We start from the raw sequence: 17,852 nt of genomic DNA, 5'->3' as shown, positions 1-17,852 counted from the left end.
AAATGAAAGCCAGTAGGCTTGTAAACGTCCTGATGACTGTGTTGTTTTTTTTCTCGCTGTTCCAATTAAGCGGCATCTTCATCGATTATTATAGAAATTCGCAAGCATTGGCCGAAGCCCGTGCGCTTTATGAGGGCTCCGCAGATGAGGATAACCCTCAGGCTGCCCTTAGCCGGACTGGGGACACGGTTTCCGGCGTTAGCTTTAACGCTGCTCAAGCCGAAGCCGTGCCCGATGTGCGTTCGCCGTTTATCGACTTGCTTCAAGTGAACCGGGATGTGGTCGGATGGATTAAAATCGATGACACCCGTATCTCTTACCCGATCCTGCAAACGATGAATAATGACTATTACTTAAACCGGAATTACAAGCGGGAGAACGCGAGGTCAGGAAGTATTTTTATGGACTTTCGCAACGCGATCATTGCACCCGATCCGAATACCGTTATTTACGGGCATCGAATGAAAGACGGTTCCATGTTTGGCGACCTGAAGAAGTTTCTTAACAAAGATTTTTACAATCGTCATCGGACCTTCACTTTCGATACCTTATATCAAAGCTATCGGGCTGAAATTTTTTCGGTCTACTATACGACGACGGACTTTAACTATATTCAAACGGAGTTCGATAGCGAAGATGAATACAGATCGTTCCTGCAAACCATTCAAGAAAAATCGCTGTACAAGTCGGATACGGCTTTGACGGCTGAAGACCGAATCGTCACCTTGTCCACGTGCGATTATACGCTTGATCAGGTCGATGGGAGATTAGTAGTGCATGCGAAGCTCGTTGAAAAAGACGATGATGAAGCCCCGATTTACCGCCAAGACGAGTAATCCGCACCATCCCCACGATCTTTCTCGTCAGTTTACCCCCTAATAAATATGTTTAATAAGATGCACCATTCCGGCCCGTACGCTGGAATGGTTTTTATACATAATTTTACATAAAATACACTTGACACCAAATGAAATCAGGAATATATTGGTTATGAAACGTTTCATTTCTCTTGTCAAGGAGGGAAGCATGGAGGTTGTATAAAGTATTATGAAACCAACCATTAAAGATGTCTCGAAGCGAGCCGGTGTTTCTGTTGGAACCGCTTCCAAAGTGATTAACAGAGAAGGCAAAGTGAAACCCGAGCTCCAGGAAAAGGTTTGGAAGGCAGTGCATGAGCTGAATTACCACCCGAATGCCGTTGCCAGAAGCTTGAAATCATCCACTACCAATACATTGGCCGTTCTTTTGGGCGATATCACCAATCCGTTTCAAATGACATTGGCCAAGGCCATCGAAGATGTGATGAATGAACATGATTACCAATTGCTGATCAGCTCGACCAAGGAAAATCCTGAGATTGAACGAAAAAAATTAAAAATGCTGTATGAAAAAAGAGTGGATGGCATTATCGTCTGCACGACGGGAAAAGTCAATGATGAAATACGTACACTCATAGACCGCCAAATTCCGATCGTTCTTGTCGATCGTCCCGTGTTGTCAGTGCCGGCTGATATCGTGGCCGATAATAATATGCTGGGCATGGAATTATTGACCCGGCATTTGGTTGAACTGGGGCATTGGAGAATTGGGGTCGTGCACGGTGATATCCATACGGTGCATGGAAAAATCCGTCACGATGGTATAATCAGTGCATTTTCCGCTTATGGGATTCCGCTTTCAGAAGAAAATCAATTCTATGGAAACTTTCAATATATCGGGGGATATGAGGCAGTCGCCTATTTTTTCTCGCAGGATGAGCCGCCAACGGCGATTTTATCGGTTAATAACAACATGACGGCCGGCATCGTCATGGCTTGCCGCGAAAAAGGAATTCGGATTCCCGAAGACCTTACTCTCGTTACGTTCGGTCAATTGGAATATCAATGGAATCTGATCACCCCCTCCGTGACCTATGTCAGCCAGTCACCTTTAACGATCGGGCGCAAAGCGGCCGAGATCATTCTCAGGCGTTTGAACGACCGGGATCAAAACGAGGTATCCCATGTATTCATTAAGCCCGAGTTGTTCGTCAGGGAATCGTCAGGTGCTATCTCTTGAAGTGGATAGATAACGCTTATATTATGTAAAGCAGGGGAGAGACCGGACTATTTTCACATTAAACATGAAACGTTTCATTCAAATCCACAGAAAAGGAGCAACCTGGATGAGTCTACAAGACGGGCCTAAAATCTCGGTTTTTCCCAAGGGCTATATGGACGAATTGTCCGATGGCAGAATGACGTTGTTTGAGTGGATCGAAATGGCAGGGACCTTAGGCGCTGACGGATTGGAATTGTACCCGCTTTTCCTGAAACAGCAGGATGCGGAGTATTTGACCCAAGTGAAAGAATCAGCACAAGAACAAGGTTTGGAAATTCCCATGATGTGCTCCTCCCCGGATTTTACCCACCCTGACCCATCCTTTCGCAAGCAAGAAATCGAGAAAATGAGACAAATCATCGATATCATGGCATTCCTGGGACCTGACCGGTTCCGCAGCTGCCGGGTATTGTCCGGTCAAAAGCGCCCGGAGGTATCCAGGGAAGACGGCATTCGCTGGACTGTCGAATCCATACAAGAGCTGCTGCCGTATGCCGAACGCCAAAATGTTCATTTGGTGATGGAAAATCACTACAAAGACGGGTTTTGGATTCATCCCGAGTTTGCCCAGCCATCCGATATTTATTTGGAAATCGTCGAACAGATCGCATCGCCATGGTTTGGGGTCAACTTTGATCCGTCCAATGCCATTTTTGCCGGAGAGGATCCGCTGAAACTGCTCGCCCAGGTCAAGCACCGCCTGATCACCATGCATGCGAGCGATCGATACTTGAAAGAAGGATACACGCTGGACGATTTAAAAGAATATTCATTGCAAGGATATTCGCAAGCGCTGGCCCATGGCGTGATCGGTAAAGGCATTAACGATTACGATCGAATTTTTGAGCAGCTTCACTCCATCCGCTTCCGCAGCTGGATCTCGATAGAAGATGGAGTGAACGGTCTTGGCGATTTGCGGGAGTCGGTTCAATTTTTGAAAGGCAAAGTAACCCAATATTTTTCTTAATGCGGGATGCCCCGCAAATATAAAACAAAGAGGTGCAGCGATGACTGACATGAACCTGACGGGAAAGATAGCATTGGTAACCGGATCCAGCCGGGGGCTGGGCCGTTATTATGCCTTGTATTTGGCTTGGGCCGGCGCGGACGTCATTATTCATGATGTGAGTCCGACAGCGGCCGCTCAATTCGGCGAGGCCGCCTCGGGGGAAGCGGTGGCAGACGAGATCCGTGCATTGGGCCGGCGTTCGGCCTTTCTGGCTGCCGATTTGACGGATCCTGTGCAAATAGAGACGTTTGTCGAGCAGGCGATCAATCAATTTGGGCATATCGATATTCTTGTTAATAACGCAGGAGGGGATATAGGTGCCAGCACTCCCCGTCCCGATCCTAACAATGCAATCGATATTAAGGTAGAAGATATTCAGGCTGTGCTTAATCTCAATCTGTTGAATGTGATGTGCATGTGTAAATATGTCGGAGCCCATATGAGGGAACGCCGTTCCGGTAAAATTGTGAACGTCGGTTCAGCTGCAGGTCACGTGGCAACAACGGTCGGTGTGATTTATGCGGCCGCTAAAGCCGGCATTTCCCATTACACGCTCTGTTTAGGCGAGCAGCTTCGCCCCTACGATGTGAATGTCAATTGTATTGCCCCTGCGGCGACGTACACGGGCAGATTTAGGGCTACCCGCGTCGCGGGTGACCAGATCAAAACGGAGGGGTCCCGCCTGCAGCAGGTTGCCCAACCCGATGATATGGCTAAAATCGTCTTATTTTTGGCCAGCTCCCAATCCGACTACCTTACCGGAGAAACCATAGTCTGCCATTAGAGGTGTATTTGTATTTGAAAGCGGTATTATTTTTCTTTGGGGGACGTGTGAGGTGAAACTGTTAAGGGAAGCTCAAAAGCTTTTTCGCTTAACTCCATAATCAAGGGAGAGATGACGTGTGCTTATCGATTTGCGTGGAAAAGTAGCCATTGTAACGGGGGCGGGCCGGGGGATAGGCCGCAAAATTCTTGTGACTTTAGCCGCGGAAGGCGTAACGACCGTCGCATTGGATGTGAATCCGTCCGAATCGGATGACTTGGCCAAGGAACTGGCCGCAAGTAACTGTACGGGACGCCAGTATGTTTGTGACGTGCGAGACTATCAACGCATCCAGGAAATTGTGCAGGAAGTAACGGCCGCATACGGCCGCATCGACATTCTCGTTAACAATGCCGGCGTCACGGGTGACGGCTGGGTGGATGAGATATCGGAAGAGGCATGGGATTTGTGCCACGATATCAATATGAAGGGCACCTTTCAGATGTGCAAGGCGGTCATTCCGGTCATGAAAAAACAGAAATACGGGCGAATCCTTAACGCGGCTTCGTTTGCGGCGATGATCCCGAGTATCGGAAGTGCGGCCTATGCATCGGCCAAGGCAGGAGTCGGGCAGTTTACTCGCGTCCTTGCCGGTGAATTGGGGCCGTGGGATATTACGGTGAATGCGTACGCCCCGGGTATGATCCCGACAACGCTGAACCATTTTACCGAGCTGCCCAAGGAGAAGCAGGAGCGGTTGCTGGATACATTGACACTGCGCAAATGGGGGGAGAAGAAGGATGTGGCCTGCCTGATCTGCTTCTTGGCCTCCGATTATGCCTCTTACATCACCGGGACGATGATCGACGTGAGCGGCGGAAAGTTGGCGACCCAGGTACCTCGCGCCGCTTATGAAAAAGCGGCGGATGAAGGTTTGTGAGGTATTAATTATCGAAGTTATTACGATAAGTATTACTTATGTAACTATACATATAATGTATTGTACAAAATGATAGCGGTTACATACCATGAGCATCCAGCCGCTATAAAGACATTCGGATTCGAGATAAGGGGCCGGCGTCTGCTGAAGCGATCTCCACATTGTATCCAGTGTATGGGTTCACGCCTAATCGCCTATTTTGGCCAGTCCGCAACGCTCGAAGCACCAATCAGAGGAGGTCTTGTCATTTATGAAGCCGATTTTACAAATCTCTTTGGATTTACCTCATATTGAAGCCGCTCTCGAGATGGCGAAGGTGGCTGTGGAAGCCGGGGTGGATTGGATCGAAGCCGGCACGCCCCTGCTCCTGGGTGAAGGGCTGCATGCCGTAAAAAGGCTGCGGGAGGCCTTTCCGGATCATCCGATCGTGGCGGATTTAAAAACGATGGACGGCGGTTATTTGGAAGCGGAAATGATGGCCAGAGCGGGGGCGACGCACGTTGTCGTTATGGGGGTAGCCCATCCCGCTACGATCCGTGCGGTAGTGAATGCCGCCAGAGATTTCAACATCCAGGTCATGGGCGATATTATGGCGTCTCCCGACCCGGTAGCCTGCGCCAAAATGCTGGAGGCTAACGGAGTGGATTATATTATCGTCCATACCGGCTACGATGAGAGAGCGGTAGACCCTGCCAGGACGCCATACGATCATCTGCATGATATTGTGAAAGCGGTTAACATTCCGGTTCAGGCCGTTGGCGGGCTGTCCATCGATCAGGCGGCGGACATGCCGAAACATGGTGCCCCGTTGGTTGTAGTAGGCGCTCCGCTGGTCATTGACAAAAAAGAGTTCAGTCCGAGCGCCAACCCGGAAGAACTCAAGACGATTCTTGAAGAGCTGGTGGCAAGAGTAAAAAGAAGCGTGTAAAGGGCAATACGGAGTTCTTTTATACCTACTTTTATAAGAAAAGGTGATGATTTGGGTGAAAAAGGCGAATAAATTGGCAGTACTGTCGATGTCAGCAGTCATGCTTGCCGGCCTCATCGGCTGCAGCGGCAATTCAGGCTCCGGTTCGGGTCCTGCTCCTTCCGGAGGAGCGGCAGCCAACGATGCGAATTCAGCCGCCCCGGCCAAAAAATTCGACGGCGTCAGCTTAAGGGTTGTGACGGCCAACCATCCTTGGACCGAAGCTTTGAAGCCCATGATTCCGGAATTTGAACAGGCAACGGGAATGAAAGTCAACTTGGAGCAATTCTTTGAAGATCAGCTGACGCAGAAACTGACCGTTGAGCTTACGGCAGGCTCTTCAAGCCTGGATGTGTTCATGATACGTCCATTGCAGGATGCGAAGCTGTATATGAAAAACGGCTGGGTGGCCGACCTTACCGAAAAATCAAAGGACACCGAGTGGGATTTTAACGATTTCAGCGAAGGCTCCGTCAGCACCTTGATGCAGGACGGAAAATTATACGGCGTTCCGCTGATCACCGAACGCGAAATTCTTTACTACCGCAAAGATATTTTTGAAAAGAATAACATCCAGGTCCCCCAAACATTGGATGAACTGAAAGCGGCGGCGGAAAAACTGAACGATCCGAAAAACGAGTTCTACGGCTTTGTCGCCCGCGGACAGCGTTCGCCGGCCGTGACCCAGTTTTCGAGCTTCCTCTACAGCTCCGGCGGCGATTTCATAAAGGACGGCAAAGCGACGATCGATACGCCGGAAGCGATTCAAGCGTTTAAGCTTTACGGCGACCTGCTGAAAAGCTACGGACCTCCGGGCGTATTGAACATGAGCTGGCCGCAAGCGTTGGGCGTATTCGCTCAAGGCAAAGCCGCTATGTACACGGATGCCGATAGTCTTTATCCGAACATGCTGGATCCACAAAAATCGAAAGTTCCGGCTGATCAAATCGGCTTTGCCGTTTTTCCGGCCGGCGCCACAGGACAGAAACCGTACAATGTGACGTCCTGGGGGCTTTCGGTGAACTCCAAATCCAAGCAGCAGGATGCTGCCTGGGAGTTTGTGAAGTGGGCAACGAATAAAGAAAACTCCACGAAGATTCAAGGCGCAGGCAACCCGGGGGCACGCAAATCGGTCTGGTCGAAGCCCGAAGGCACGAAGGCGTTCCCTCAGCAGCTGGCCGAGGTGATGGACAAATCCAGCCAAATCGGTGTAGGTCATGACCGTCCGCTGGTCATCAATGTAGGTGCTGCGCGCGACTTGGTCGGTACGGTGATCGTGACGGCCATTACCGGCGGGGACGTGGACAAAACGGCGAAAGAAGAAAACGCCAAGTTCCAGGCTTTAATCGACAAAGAGAAATAATCATATCCTGCGGCACAATTCGGGAGCTTTGCATATAGCGTGAAACCGGGTTGAATGTTCAACCTGGTTTCACATCTCAGCGTGGAGGGAGAGGGTGAGACCTATCGAACGGTTCATTGAAAAAAACATCAAATATATTTTCGTCCTGCCTGCTGTGTTATTTGTAGGCATCATGATTGTTTTTCCCATCGGCTATACGTTATATCTGAGTTTTTTTGAGTGGAGCATGTCCGGTGTACAAAAACCGGTTTGGGTATTTATGGATAATTACAAGCATCTGCTGTTCGATGACGAGCGTTTCTGGGCGGCCTTTGGGCGCACGTTTTATTTCACCATCGCTGCGATGATGTTCGAACTGGTTTTGGGAATCGCCATTGCGGTGCTGTTTAACCGTAAGTTTAGAGGGAAAAATCTGGTGAAAACATTATTTCTTCTTCCCATGGTATCCACACCGGTCGCCATCGGTTTGGTCTGGTTGTTGATCTTCGAGCCGACGATCGGGTTCGGCAACCAATTTTTGAAGTTTTTGGGTTTGGAGCCGCTGTTATGGATCGCTTCTCCTGATCAGGCTATCCCGTCGCTTGTGCTCGTTGACGTTTGGCAGTGGACACCGATGATTTCTTTAATCTTGTTAGCCGGTTTGGCGACGCTGCCGCAAGAAAATTATGAGGCGGCGGAAATTGACGGCGCGAATGTCTGGCAAATGTTTTGGAAGATCACGCTGCCTTTGCTTATGCCCACCATTTTTGCGGCGGGTCTGCTGCGGGCGATCGACGCGTTGAAAACGTTCGACATTATTTATGCCATGACCCAAGGGGGACCCGGATTCGCTACGGAAACGCTGAACATCTACGGCTTTCAACTCGGCTTCCAGTATTTCCAATTAGGCATGACCTCGGCGATGTTAATGCTCTTCTTCCTCCTGGTACTCGGCATCAGTCTGTTGATTATTCAATTGCGCAGACGCTTGGAGGTGCTCAATTGAAAACGAAACAGCTTTGGTTCGGGCGGTTTTACATGCTGCTGGTTCTATTGATCATAGTCAGTTTTTTGTTTCCGTTTTTCTGGATGATTTTGGCCTCTTTCAAAACGCAGGTGCAAATTATGTCTACCGGGAACATACTCCTGTTTAAACCTACGCTGAATAACTATTTATCCGTGTTCGAGGAGCACAATTTTACGAAGTTTATTATGAACAGTTTTATCGTCGGCTTCTTTTCCACGCTGTTCGGATTGCTTTTGGGTTTACCTGCGGCATACTCCATCGCCAAATATAAACAGCATGGCTTGGGATTATTGATCCTGATTGCGAGAATTATTCCCGGTATCTCGTTTATGATCCCGTGGTTTATCATTTTCAGCAAAATCGGACTGGTGGATTCTTATACGTCATTGATTTTGGGCCACATGCTGGTCGGGATGCCGTTTATCATCTGGGTTATGATCTCGTTTTATGAAGGGCTGCCGGGTGAGCTGGAAGAGGCGGCCAGGGTGGACGGATGCACGATTCAGGGCGCTTTCCTCCGTATTATGCTTCCGCTATCGATGCCGGGCGTGGTGACGGCTTCCATTCTGTCTTTCATTTTCTCATGGAACAATTTTATGTTCTCTCTGGTTTTGTCAGGGGATAAAACAAAGACGCTGCCGATTGCCGTATTTAACTTTTTGTCGTATTCGGAAATCAATTGGGGCGGCTTAATGGCCGCAGCGGTCATCATTACCATGCCGATTCTGATTATCGCGCTGGTGCTGCAGAGATATATTATAAGCGGTGTTACGATGGGGGCAGTGAAAGGATAGGCGGCTAAACTAACGGATGGGGGTGAATCACATCATGTTTGATCTCAAAGGGAAAAACGCCATGGTGACGGGTTCCAGCCGCGGTCTGGGACGCGGAATGGCGGAAGCGCTGCTTGAGGCGGGAGCCCGTGTCGTCCTGGTCGACAAATCGGAGGAGGTCAATGCGGCTAGGGATGAATTGAAGGCCAAGGGGCTTTGCGTACACAGCGTGAGGGCGGATTTATCCAGCCACGAGGGTAGAGTGGAGGCTTTCCGGCAAACGCTTGAAATGACAGAGGGAAAAATGAACATCTTGGTAAACGCCGCCGGCATCCACGATCGCAGGGCCTGCTTGGATCTTCCGCTTGAAGCTTGGAATACCGTGATCGAGATCAACTTGACCGCGGTTTTCGATTTGTGCAAAATGGCCGGTGAACAGATGGTGCAGCAGAAGACGGGCAAAATCATCAACATTGGCTCCATGCTGAGTTTTATCGGCGGCTTCAAAGCTTCGGCCTATGCCGTCAGCAAAGGGGGCGTGGTGCAGTTAACCAAATCGCTGTCGAACGAATGGGCCATGCACGGTATTCAGGTGAACGCCATCGCGCCCGGCTACATGGCCACGACAATGAATCATGACCTGCTTCAGGACGAAGCTCGCTACCCGCAAATCACGGCCCGCATCCCGGCGGGCAAATGGGGGACGCCGAAGGATTTGGCGGGCATCACCGTGTTTTTGGCGTCCGAGGCTTCCGATTATGTAACGGGTACCATCATACCTGTGGACGGCGGTTATATTGCCAGATAGGGAATAAACCCGTAAATTAATGATTTAACTTCAGGCTCTTGGCAATGTTCATCATGGTTTGTTCATCTATATACGCTTGGTTAAAGTACAAATCATATGCCAGTTTTTGATCTTCGATATAACCTTCAATTTCTAATCCGCCGATTTCTTTCCCCTCTATGGAGAAACGAACGCTATCATTCCAATTTTCCAAGCATAAAAAAGGGGCTTCACCCCGATGTGCAGATATAGACATACAAAATGGGCTGAAGCTGAAACAGCTCAACCCCATTCTGCAAGCCCTTATTAAAACACGCTTTCGGCCGGTTCAAAAATTTCCAAGTTATTAACTCAACTTTCGCAATACGAACGACCTCGGCATCTGTCAACGCCAAGTCGGTACTGAGCAGTACCAGCCAATCCCGCCGCCGATTGCGATTTTGAACAAAGACCAGTTTGATCGGCAGACCGCAGGCGGTTTGAACGATGATCGAGCCCAGAATCTCCTTGTTTTTATGCTTTGGCAAAAGGGCATAAAGTTCCTGGAGCGTCAGGCTTTTTCCGTCGAAACGGTATCGCTGCTTCATCGCCTTTACCATACCATTAGCCCCTTTTCGTTCGAACTAGGGGACTTACAGCCAGGGAACGCCGATCATCGTTCTGCCGATCCATTCCCGTAAAACTTCATTGGTGGGGCCCATGATGGCACCCGCTCTTCCATCACGCATAAATCGTTCAATATTTCCTTTTAAATAGCCTCGGCCTCCCGAGATCTGCAGCGCCTTATTCGTTACCTCAATCACAATATCCGCAGCATGGGTTTTCAGTTCCCAAAGCGGGTACAGGCAGGAACTCAGAAGCTCGCCTTTCCGGGTGGTTTCATCCATTTTTTCGGCAACTCGATACAGCATGCTTCTTGCACTGTCAACAAGGATTTGAGCTTTGGCCATCTCATGGCGGATGACTTGATAGTTGGCGACAGACTGACCGGTGTCGGCATGAATCTTTTTCTTGGCATTGTCCACCGCCGTGCTGATCGCTCCTTGGGCGATGCCAATCCAGCATGCACTTGAACCCAGAAGAAAGAAGGGGTCTATGACCGTGTCATTATAGAAGCCGGCGCCTCCTTCTTCACCGAGGCGGTTATGTTCGGGAACGAACACATCGTTAAATTTCATAGGGCCACTGTTGTTCCCTCTCAATCCGAGCGCGTCAAATGGAAAGGCTACGACGCCTTCCTGATTATTTTCAACAATCAAAAACATCAAGGGATCGGACAGCGGACTGTCCGGGGAATTGGTTTCTACGATGTACCAATCGGCCTCTCCCGCACTGGTTACGAAGGATTTGTGCGCATTCAGCAGATAGCCGTCGCCATGACGCGGAGCTTTACTGACCACATTCCAAAAATGGCCGCCGGTCGCAGGCTCGCTAAATGCCAGTCCTCCGATCTGACCGCGAACGACATGAGGAATATAACGCTGCCGCTGTTCCTCGGAGCCGGCCATAAAAAGGGTCTGGACAGCCGCGGTATGCATGACCCATACCATGGTCGTAGAAGCGCAGTAGCCGGCAAAGATTTCAGCCAGGATAGCAAAACCCGAACATCCTGCCCCAAGCCCCCCGTACTCCTTTGGAATCGTAACCGCACCAAAACCGGCATCCGCCAAGGCCTGCAAACTGGCTCGGGGATATGTGCCTTCCCGATCTGAGATTTCCGCATTGGGGCGAAGCACTTGTTCGCTGACGAGTCTGGCTTTGTCGCGCATCTCTTCAAATCCCGTCATACAGTTCCACCAGGCAGGGACTTTCATCAATAAACTTTCGTCTGCCATCGTACTTGGGTTGGCTGGCATTACACACATCACTCCTCAGTAAAAGATTCCAAACACCTTTTATGTCATATTACATAACAATAATATTTCATATATTTACGGATGCATCAACTTTTCTTTCTCGACTATTGGGATTCTAAACAATTGGTCTTATATTTCATTTTTATTTTGCTGTTCTCCCAAATAGATGTAAAGTTATCTTTCGTAAAAAACAGCTGTTGATAAAATTTGTTCTAACGTGATGGAAAGGAGCTTTGCCTGATGCATACGACTGATCTCATTCGAACGTCTGATTTTGCTTTTGAGCTGGACGGCCAACCGGTATCCTTTGAGCAGATATTCCCGGGCTTTCATGCGGCGGACCGCGTCGGTATCGTGGTCCGTGATTCCGGGGGCAGCATCGGAGCCAGCGGCCTCCTTGCCGCTTCCATAGCCAAATTTTATGATTTTTACCGGGAGCATCTGGGGAATGGGCCCGACAAGCTCAGAATTTATCCGGATTACTATGTATTTCACGTGGGCATCCGGCATTTGGATCATTATTGGATGGACATTTGGCCGCCGCATAAGGAAGTGGTAGTCGGGGACGAACCGGAACTCGTTCTGGAAGCGATCAATGATCGGGGCATTACGCGTCTGCTCGTTCAGGATGCCGTTCCCTACCAAGCCGCAGCGCTTTATGAACCTATCCCGGAAGAGTCCATCGATCCTGAATGTGCCCTGTTCCTACAGGAAACCATCAGCAGTGCGGAGAAGCGGATTCTTACCTCTCTTGCCTATTCTCCATCGGGTCGGACGCGAGACGGGGATATTCGGGTGAGAAGCACGCAGGCGGCCGAAAACCTGGTGGCCGCTTCCATAAGAGGTACGGAAAACTTAAGCACGGAATGTAAGGAGCGGCTTCTTGCAAGCCGGCTGGCCATGGCAGAAGACCGGCGTATAACGGAAACTTACCGCCGGATCGCTCTAGGCAGCGCTCTATGTATGCTCGCTAATTCCATCCGGACTGGCGTGGTTACGAGAGGATATATGGCCAAGATGTAAAACCGCAGCTTTCTTTGCTGCGATGCGAAAGCAGGGGATCATATTTCACTGTTTCTCACTATATGAGAGAGAAGTGTTTCATGAATTCAATGTATATGTAATGATCAAGTCATGAAATATAACATATTTTTTAAGGAGGATATTCAAAGTGGCGCTGAAGTATGTAAATCAAGCAATCAAAACAGATTTGGCTTCCATGGGAGTTCCGGAGACGAATGCCTTTTTGGGGGATGTCCTGTCTTCTAATGATCAGGAAAAAACCATGACAAGCGGTTTTTTCCGGTTAGAAAAGTCCAAACCGCTGTCCTATACCTATACTTACGATGAGATGAAAATCATTGTAGAAGGGGAAATGCACATTTCGGATGAAACGGGCAATACGGTAAAAGCGGTTCAAGGAGATGTCCTGTTTTTTGAGAAAGGCAGCCGAATCACGTTTGATTCGCCGGATTACGGAATCGGTTTTTTCTGCGGCCTGCGTAAACCGGGCGAAGCATAAGTTTCATTCACGGCGATTGAACCGACAGCAGCATTGCACATGATACGCAATCAAAGGGTTATTTGCAGAGGGCCCCGGTCATGACAAGAAGCTTGTCTTCTTGGGTGCTCCGGAGCCCGATTCTATTATGGGCTCTGAGGAGGTATAAGAAATGACGGATGCTTTCAAAGTGAAAATCAAGGATCGATCGCTGCTGGAAAGGTTTCCGTTTCCGTTTCAAGGCGATTCCTACCGGTATTCAAACAATTCAAGAGCTCTGGTGCCGCCCGTTTGCATTGATGTCACTCCGGAATACCGGGAAGAAGTGCTTGAAAAGAGAAGGCTTTTGGAACAATACCCCGAGCGGACCTTCCGGTCGTTTCCGCACACGCTTGCAGCCCAATGGGAAATTGCCGGCATGCTGATGCATGAAATGTCCCATGTATATCCCCGGTATTTCAGATTGGAGAAAGAGGGGCGGCTGTGGACATTTCAAAACAAGCTCATCCATGAAGAACACAAGTTTATTTTTGGAGAATCCTCCACACTGCCTTATGAACCGCTTGATTTTATCGGCCGTCATGTGCAGGAGGATCTGATCTATTTGCAGCAGCGGGACGGTGATCTGTACATGGATGCCGGTCAGCTCTGTTTTCCCGCCAATTGGTCCCTTGCCTTTGATCTCGGAATGACCTATCTGCAGTTTCATTCTCCTGTTCCCATCTATTCGGAGAGCGGATTGGCGCAAAAAGTGCTCGGGTTTCTGCTGCGAATGGAAGCGGGAAAGCCATGGACCCGTTTGAACTGGACGATCAATGTAGGGGACAGGCTGGACACATCGCCCGAGGAATTCGGTGATTGGGGGAAAAACAAATACTTGCTCCATCTAGGTAATGTGGGTCAAGAGGTGCGCTTGCGCACAGAGGATCAGAGATTGTTCCGGTTATCGGGCAATAACGGCATTTTATTCAGCATTCATACCCATCTGCTCCCTTTGGAAATGCTGGTGCAAAATCAAGTGTGGGCCGAACGGTTTTACAAGGTTTTAGAAGATCTTCCTGATCCTTTGGCGGAATATAAAGGGTTCATTTCATTTAAGCCGCTGCTGCTGGAATATCTGCAAGATCATATCGGCGCCCGGAAATAGATCAAGGAGGGACTACCGTGGACAACGTATATCATATTTTACAATCAGGAACTTTTCTTGCACGATATTGCTGCGTTCATGCCGAACGGGTCCAGGGGGAGTGCAGCCATACTGCAGGATGGATTCAGGGAGTAGAGCTAAATGGTATATATGTTGATGTGCCGGTCACGTTTCTCCGTTTGAATGGAGGGCAAACGCCTCAAGTCCGGTATTATTTCGACTTGGAGAGCTGCACGATGGAGGAAAGGATGCATCTTCTGTATCACTCCAAGTCAGGGACTCTCCAATGCCCATCACCAAAGAAGGCCGTCACCATGAATAATCATAAACATAAATATATCCTGTTTGTGGACGAAACAAGCATACTTCACGCGATTCCGATACTGCTTGCTTTAGGCAGACAAGGAAAGCAGGCGGAGGTGCATTATTTGCAGAAGGTACGCGGAGAATCCCACAAAGCATTCAAGAGATTTACGAGAAGCATCGATGTTCCTGTACGCTGGTTGGGAGTATGGGATCAATCTGCAATATCCCGGACGCTTGAGAATCAGACGATGGAAGTTCAGCTAATCGTGATTTGCGATATGGAAATGTATCATCCTTTGTTAACATTGTCACGGGGACTAGGTTTCGCTAAAGATGAAATCGACGGGTATCCTACCGGAGAAGCACGGGAGACCGTGTTTTGCGTGGGATGTTACCGGCTTCAAAAAAAGACGGCCGAAGCTGAAATGGAGTGTGAGCACTGCGGGGCGCCGCTTTTGGTGTCCAGCCATTATTCTGAACGAATGAATGCCTATTTGGGGTATATATCCGTATAATCCGTGCTGTTCTTGGAGGTGAAACAATCATGTACAGTCCGAAACTGAAAGTCGTCGTGACGGAAATCATGCAGGAAACGCCGGTTGTGAAAAGTTTCAAGCTGTCTGCCGCCGAAGGAATGCTTCCCGGGTTCTCGCCAGGGGCGCACATTACAACCTATCTCGAGACAGATGGAGGGTTGTTGGAAAGGCACTATTCCTTGGCAGGAAATCCGCTGCAGGACGAATATTATAAGATTGCCGTTCGGCGAAGCGAAACTTCCAGGGGCGGATCGGTGTATTGGCATGACCGTATGAAAGAAGGAGATACCCTTGAAATTAGTCATCCCCAAAATCATTTGCCGCTGAGCTTCGAAGGGCGGCATCATGTGTTTATTGCCGCAGGAATCGGAATAACTCCATTTATGGCGATGATGCCGCAACTCGCTGCCGAAGGGAAGTCCTTTGAACTGCATTATGCTGCGGCTTCCGAAGAATATTGTCCCTTCTATTCAGAAATCGGAACCGCTTATGGGAAACGCGTACGTTTCTATTTTTCAAGCCAGCGGGAACGGATGCCAACCAGGGTGATGTGGAAGCAGCGGATCGGGACCCATGTGTATTTTTGCGGTCCGGAGGCTATGATCAGACAGTTTAAACATGCGGCATTGGATTACGGTTATCCGCCATCGAGCATCCATTACGAGTTGTTCAGTCCGCCTGACACAGGACCATGTCTGCCCTTTGAAGCCGTCCTGACGAAAAGCAATATAAGACTGCGGATTCCGGAGGACAAAAGCTTGCTTGATGTGATGTTGGAACATGGGATCGATGCGCCTTATTCTTGCAAGGTGGGCGGATGCGGCAGCTGTGAGATCGAAGTGGAACAGGGGGAGGTCGATCACAGGGACTTTTTCTTGTCAGACCATGAGAAGAACTCGCGGAACGTGATGATGCCTTGCATCTCCAGAGCCAAGAGTAATTTCTTGATCATTCATGCGTAGCGTGGGTTTATGCTGTCAGGGCACAAAAGCGGGTTGATGCCGAGAAAACGGCGTCAACCCGCTTTTGTTGCGGCGGAAAGCCCTCCCTGAAAAAGACGACAAGCCCCTCCAATTCCGCCATTGGCAAGGCTGGATTTGGAGGGGTTGAACATTTACTGGTCCAGAGCGGCTTGGCCGTGTTCGCCGGTACGGATTCTTATGGCATCGGTAATCTCGGTAACAAAAATTTTCCCGTCGCCGACTTTGCCGGTTCTTGCAGCCTCCAACACCGATTCGATGGCTTTCTCGTAAATTTCATTGCTCACGACGGTTTCGATTTTGTTTTTGAGGACGAAATTGGTTTGATATTCGACTCCGCGATAAATGGTGGTAACGCCCTTCTGAGTTCCTTGTCCTCTTACATCGCTTATTGTCATTCCTGTTACACCGATATGGTGAAGCGCTGCGGTAACGCTGCTAAGTTTCTCCGGCCTTACAATGATTGTAAGCTGCTTCATAGATCAGACTCCCTTCAAAGAAGTTTGGTTGGCGTTATATGAATCCTTTTCATAAACGGACAACGGGGTATCGTGCGGTTCACTGCTGTTTAGTTCGAAGGTGTTATAAGCATTTTCTCCATGAAGGCTGAGGTCGAGCCCGGTGCTTTCCTGATCGTCGCTTACCCGCAGCGGAGTGAACAAGCTGATGGCTTTGAGGATGACATAGGTTCCGGCGAAGGCCAGGGTAACGGCGACAAGCACATCCTCCAGTTGGATGAGCACCTGCATCGGATTGCCTGCTAAGAGGCCGTCAGCACCGGCGGCGTTGACTTCTTTTGTACTGAAAATCCCGGTTGCCATGGCGCCCCAGATGCCTCCAACGCCGTGAAGACCGAACACATCGAGGGAATCGTCATACTGGAATTTGGCTTTGAGAGCATTCAGGGACCAATAACAAACGAGACTGGCTACTCCGCCGATGACGATGGAGGACAGGACGGTTACGTATCCTGCAGCCGGAGTGATGGCTACCAAGCCTCCGATGACCCCGGTGACTCCGCCAACCAGGGTAGGCTTATTTCGAAGCCTCCATTCCAAAAAGATCCAAAATATCCCGCCGGCGCAGCCGGCCATGAGCGTTGTGGCAAAAGCCTGGCTCGCTAGGGCGCCGGATGCCAATGCACTGCCGGCATTGAATCCAAACCATCCAAAAAACAGGCACATGCCTCCGATAAAGAAAAATACCAGATTGTGAGGAGGATGGGTTTGGTTGGGGAACGTTCTGCGCTTGCCGACAACGATGGCCGCCACCAGCGCACTGACGCCGGACAGGATGTGAACCACCGTACCTCCCGCGAAGTCCAGACCGCCCAATTTGGACAACCAGCCGCCGCCCCACGTCCAATGCGCCATTGGAGCATAGACCAAGGTAACCCAGGCGATCGAGAAGAGAAGCCAAACGGGAAACCGGATGCGTTCCGCAACGCCTCCCGAAATCAGGGCTGTAGTGATTGCCGCGAATAACCCCTGATACAAGGCGAACAGCAGGTGGGGGATGGTTAACCCCTCTTTAGGGCTTTGGCCGACATCATGAAATCCCAAATAGGAGAATCCTCCGAAGACCCCGTTGTCCCCGGGGCCAAAAGCAAAGCTGTACCCCCAAAGCACCCATACGATGCTGACAACGGAAAGAGCGCTTAAGCAGTGCATCATCGTGGCGAGAATGTTTCTTTGGCTTACCAAGCCTCCATAAAATAAAGCCAAACCCGGAACGAACATAAATAGTACCAAGGTCGCCGAGACGAGGATCCAGGTGGTATCGCCGGTATCGATGGCGGTCTCGGCTTCTGCGGCGAAG

At 49.7% G+C, this 17,852-nt stretch carries 19 protein-coding genes and 1 pseudogene; 15 read left to right on the top strand and 5 right to left on the bottom strand.

The genetic code is table 11. The features are described 5' to 3' along the window. The first annotated feature begins 2 nt into the window (after window positions 1–2). From srtB to NR121_RS03620, 10 genes are all read left to right on the top strand, one after another. A complete protein-coding gene (gene srtB / locus NR121_RS03665; protein WP_062407381.1) occupies window positions 3–836 on the top strand; it encodes a class B sortase in 834 nt (277 codons plus the stop codon). 211 nt (window positions 837–1,047) lie between these two features. After that, complete coding sequence (locus NR121_RS03660) at window positions 1,048–2,058, top strand: LacI family DNA-binding transcriptional regulator (RefSeq protein ID WP_062407383.1); 1,011 nt, start codon at window positions 1,048–1,050, stop codon at window positions 2,056–2,058. A 106-nt stretch (window positions 2,059–2,164) separates the two neighbouring features. Continuing rightward, complete coding sequence (locus NR121_RS03655) at window positions 2,165–3,067, top strand: sugar phosphate isomerase/epimerase family protein (protein ID WP_054818746.1); 903 nt, start codon at window positions 2,165–2,167, stop codon at window positions 3,065–3,067. 40 nt (window positions 3,068–3,107) lie between these two features. Beyond that, window positions 3,108–3,893, top strand: coding sequence for an SDR family NAD(P)-dependent oxidoreductase (locus tag NR121_RS03650; protein WP_256830513.1), 786 nt, complete (start codon window positions 3,108–3,110; stop codon window positions 3,891–3,893). Between the two features lie 118 nt (window positions 3,894–4,011). Then, on the top strand, window positions 4,012–4,812 hold the full coding sequence (locus tag NR121_RS03645; protein WP_256830512.1) for an SDR family NAD(P)-dependent oxidoreductase: 801 nt from the start codon (window positions 4,012–4,014) through the stop codon (window positions 4,810–4,812). Between the two features lie 250 nt (window positions 4,813–5,062). Next, complete coding sequence (locus NR121_RS03640) at window positions 5,063–5,740, top strand: orotidine 5'-phosphate decarboxylase / HUMPS family protein (RefSeq protein ID WP_256830511.1); 678 nt, start codon at window positions 5,063–5,065, stop codon at window positions 5,738–5,740. Window positions 5,741–5,795: 55 nt separating this feature from the next. After that, complete coding sequence (locus NR121_RS03635; RefSeq protein ID WP_375162505.1) at window positions 5,796–7,142, top strand: ABC transporter substrate-binding protein; 1,347 nt, start codon at window positions 5,796–5,798, stop codon at window positions 7,140–7,142. Between the two features lie 94 nt (window positions 7,143–7,236). Continuing rightward, complete coding sequence (locus tag NR121_RS03630) at window positions 7,237–8,127, top strand: carbohydrate ABC transporter permease (RefSeq protein WP_074727014.1); 891 nt, start codon at window positions 7,237–7,239, stop codon at window positions 8,125–8,127. Between the two features lie 32 nt (window positions 8,128–8,159). After that, window positions 8,160–8,942 (top strand): carbohydrate ABC transporter permease, encoded by a 783-nt coding sequence (locus NR121_RS03625; protein WP_137670526.1) that lies wholly within the window; start codon window positions 8,160–8,162, stop codon window positions 8,940–8,942. A 34-nt stretch (window positions 8,943–8,976) separates the two neighbouring features. Further along, the gene (locus NR121_RS03620; protein WP_074727059.1) at window positions 8,977–9,729 is read left to right on the top strand and encodes an SDR family oxidoreductase; all 753 of its coding nucleotides are present in this window, start codon (window positions 8,977–8,979) and stop codon (window positions 9,727–9,729) included. 16 nt (window positions 9,730–9,745) lie between these two features. Here NR121_RS03620 and NR121_RS03615 read toward each other — a convergent pair whose 3' ends face one another. The 3 genes and pseudogenes from NR121_RS03615 to NR121_RS03605 all read right to left on the bottom strand — a co-directional run bounded on the left by NR121_RS03615 (window position 9,746) and on the right by NR121_RS03605 (window position 11,564). Continuing rightward, window positions 9,746–9,922 (bottom strand): hypothetical protein, encoded by a 177-nt coding sequence (locus tag NR121_RS03615; protein WP_160327343.1) that lies wholly within the window; start codon window positions 9,920–9,922, stop codon window positions 9,746–9,748. Between the two features lie 148 nt (window positions 9,923–10,070). Then, a pseudogene (locus tag NR121_RS03610) lies at window positions 10,071–10,310 on the bottom strand (IS4 family transposase); the annotation flags it as partial. Window positions 10,311–10,340: 30 nt separating this feature from the next. Further along, entirely contained in the window at window positions 10,341–11,564 is a 1,224-nt protein-coding gene (locus NR121_RS03605; protein WP_054818750.1) for an acyl-CoA dehydrogenase family protein, read from the bottom strand. A gap of 240 nt (window positions 11,565–11,804) precedes the next feature. Here NR121_RS03605 and NR121_RS03600 point away from each other — a divergent pair, with 240 nt between their 5' ends. The 5 genes from NR121_RS03600 to NR121_RS03580 all read left to right on the top strand — a co-directional run bounded on the left by NR121_RS03600 (window position 11,805) and on the right by NR121_RS03580 (window position 16,016). Continuing rightward, entirely contained in the window at window positions 11,805–12,587 is a 783-nt protein-coding gene (locus NR121_RS03600) for a hypothetical protein (RefSeq protein ID WP_062407397.1), read from the top strand. 148 nt (window positions 12,588–12,735) lie between these two features. Then, window positions 12,736–13,086: a cupin domain-containing protein gene (locus tag NR121_RS03595; protein ID WP_201023589.1), complete on the top strand. Its 351-nt coding sequence runs from the start codon at window positions 12,736–12,738 to the stop codon at window positions 13,084–13,086. A 151-nt stretch (window positions 13,087–13,237) separates the two neighbouring features. Continuing rightward, window positions 13,238–14,212: a heme-dependent oxidative N-demethylase family protein gene (locus tag NR121_RS03590; RefSeq protein WP_054818753.1), complete on the top strand. Its 975-nt coding sequence runs from the start codon at window positions 13,238–13,240 to the stop codon at window positions 14,210–14,212. A 314-nt stretch (window positions 14,213–14,526) separates the two neighbouring features. Then, the gene (locus NR121_RS03585; RefSeq protein ID WP_054818754.1) at window positions 14,527–15,033 is read left to right on the top strand and encodes a dimethylamine monooxygenase subunit DmmA family protein; all 507 of its coding nucleotides are present in this window, start codon (window positions 14,527–14,529) and stop codon (window positions 15,031–15,033) included. A 29-nt stretch (window positions 15,034–15,062) separates the two neighbouring features. Then, window positions 15,063–16,016: a PDR/VanB family oxidoreductase gene (locus NR121_RS03580; RefSeq protein ID WP_054818755.1), complete on the top strand. Its 954-nt coding sequence runs from the start codon at window positions 15,063–15,065 to the stop codon at window positions 16,014–16,016. Window positions 16,017–16,168: 152 nt separating this feature from the next. Here the strand turns inward: NR121_RS03580 and NR121_RS03575 are convergent, their stop codons facing one another. Both NR121_RS03575 and NR121_RS03570 read right to left on the bottom strand, forming a co-directional pair. Next, window positions 16,169–16,513, bottom strand: coding sequence for a P-II family nitrogen regulator (locus NR121_RS03575; RefSeq protein WP_054818756.1), 345 nt, complete (start codon window positions 16,511–16,513; stop codon window positions 16,169–16,171). Window positions 16,514–16,516: 3 nt separating this feature from the next. After that, complete coding sequence (locus tag NR121_RS03570; RefSeq protein WP_212741250.1) at window positions 16,517–17,827, bottom strand: ammonium transporter; 1,311 nt, start codon at window positions 17,825–17,827, stop codon at window positions 16,517–16,519. Between the last annotated feature and the right edge of the window lie 25 nt (window positions 17,828–17,852).

This window comes from Paenibacillus sp. Pae15 (assembly GCF_024519685.1).
Classification (GTDB): Bacteria; Bacillota; Bacilli; order Paenibacillales; family NBRC-103111; genus Paenibacillus_G; species Paenibacillus_G naphthalenovorans.
This window is presented reverse-complemented; position numbering and strand designations above follow the sequence as displayed.

Coding starts and splice junctions, on each gene's coding strand:
- NR121_RS03655 (WP_054818746.1), top strand. CDS start 2,165: ATGAGTCTACAAGACGGGCCTAAAATCTCGGTTTTTCCCAAGGGCTAT.
- NR121_RS03650 (WP_256830513.1), top strand. CDS start 3,108: ATGACTGACATGAACCTGACGGGAAAGATAGCATTGGTAACCGGATCC.
- NR121_RS03660 (WP_062407383.1), top strand. CDS start 1,048: ATGAAACCAACCATTAAAGATGTCTCGAAGCGAGCCGGTGTTTCTGTT.
- NR121_RS03575 (WP_054818756.1), bottom strand. CDS start 16,513: ATGAAGCAGCTTACAATCATTGTAAGGCCGGAGAAACTTAGCAGCGTT.
- NR121_RS03605 (WP_054818750.1), bottom strand. CDS start 11,564: ATGCCAGCCAACCCAAGTACGATGGCAGACGAAAGTTTATTGATGAAA.
- srtB (WP_062407381.1), top strand. CDS start 3: ATGAAAGCCAGTAGGCTTGTAAACGTCCTGATGACTGTGTTGTTTTTT.
- NR121_RS03585 (WP_054818754.1), top strand. CDS start 14,527: ATGAATAATCATAAACATAAATATATCCTGTTTGTGGACGAAACAAGC.
- NR121_RS03580 (WP_054818755.1), top strand. CDS start 15,063: ATGTACAGTCCGAAACTGAAAGTCGTCGTGACGGAAATCATGCAGGAA.
- NR121_RS03590 (WP_054818753.1), top strand. CDS start 13,238: ATGACGGATGCTTTCAAAGTGAAAATCAAGGATCGATCGCTGCTGGAA.
- NR121_RS03640 (WP_256830511.1), top strand. CDS start 5,063: ATGAAGCCGATTTTACAAATCTCTTTGGATTTACCTCATATTGAAGCC.
- NR121_RS03600 (WP_062407397.1), top strand. CDS start 11,805: ATGCATACGACTGATCTCATTCGAACGTCTGATTTTGCTTTTGAGCTG.
- NR121_RS03625 (WP_137670526.1), top strand. CDS start 8,160: ATGCTGCTGGTTCTATTGATCATAGTCAGTTTTTTGTTTCCGTTTTTC.
- NR121_RS03620 (WP_074727059.1), top strand. CDS start 8,977: ATGTTTGATCTCAAAGGGAAAAACGCCATGGTGACGGGTTCCAGCCGC.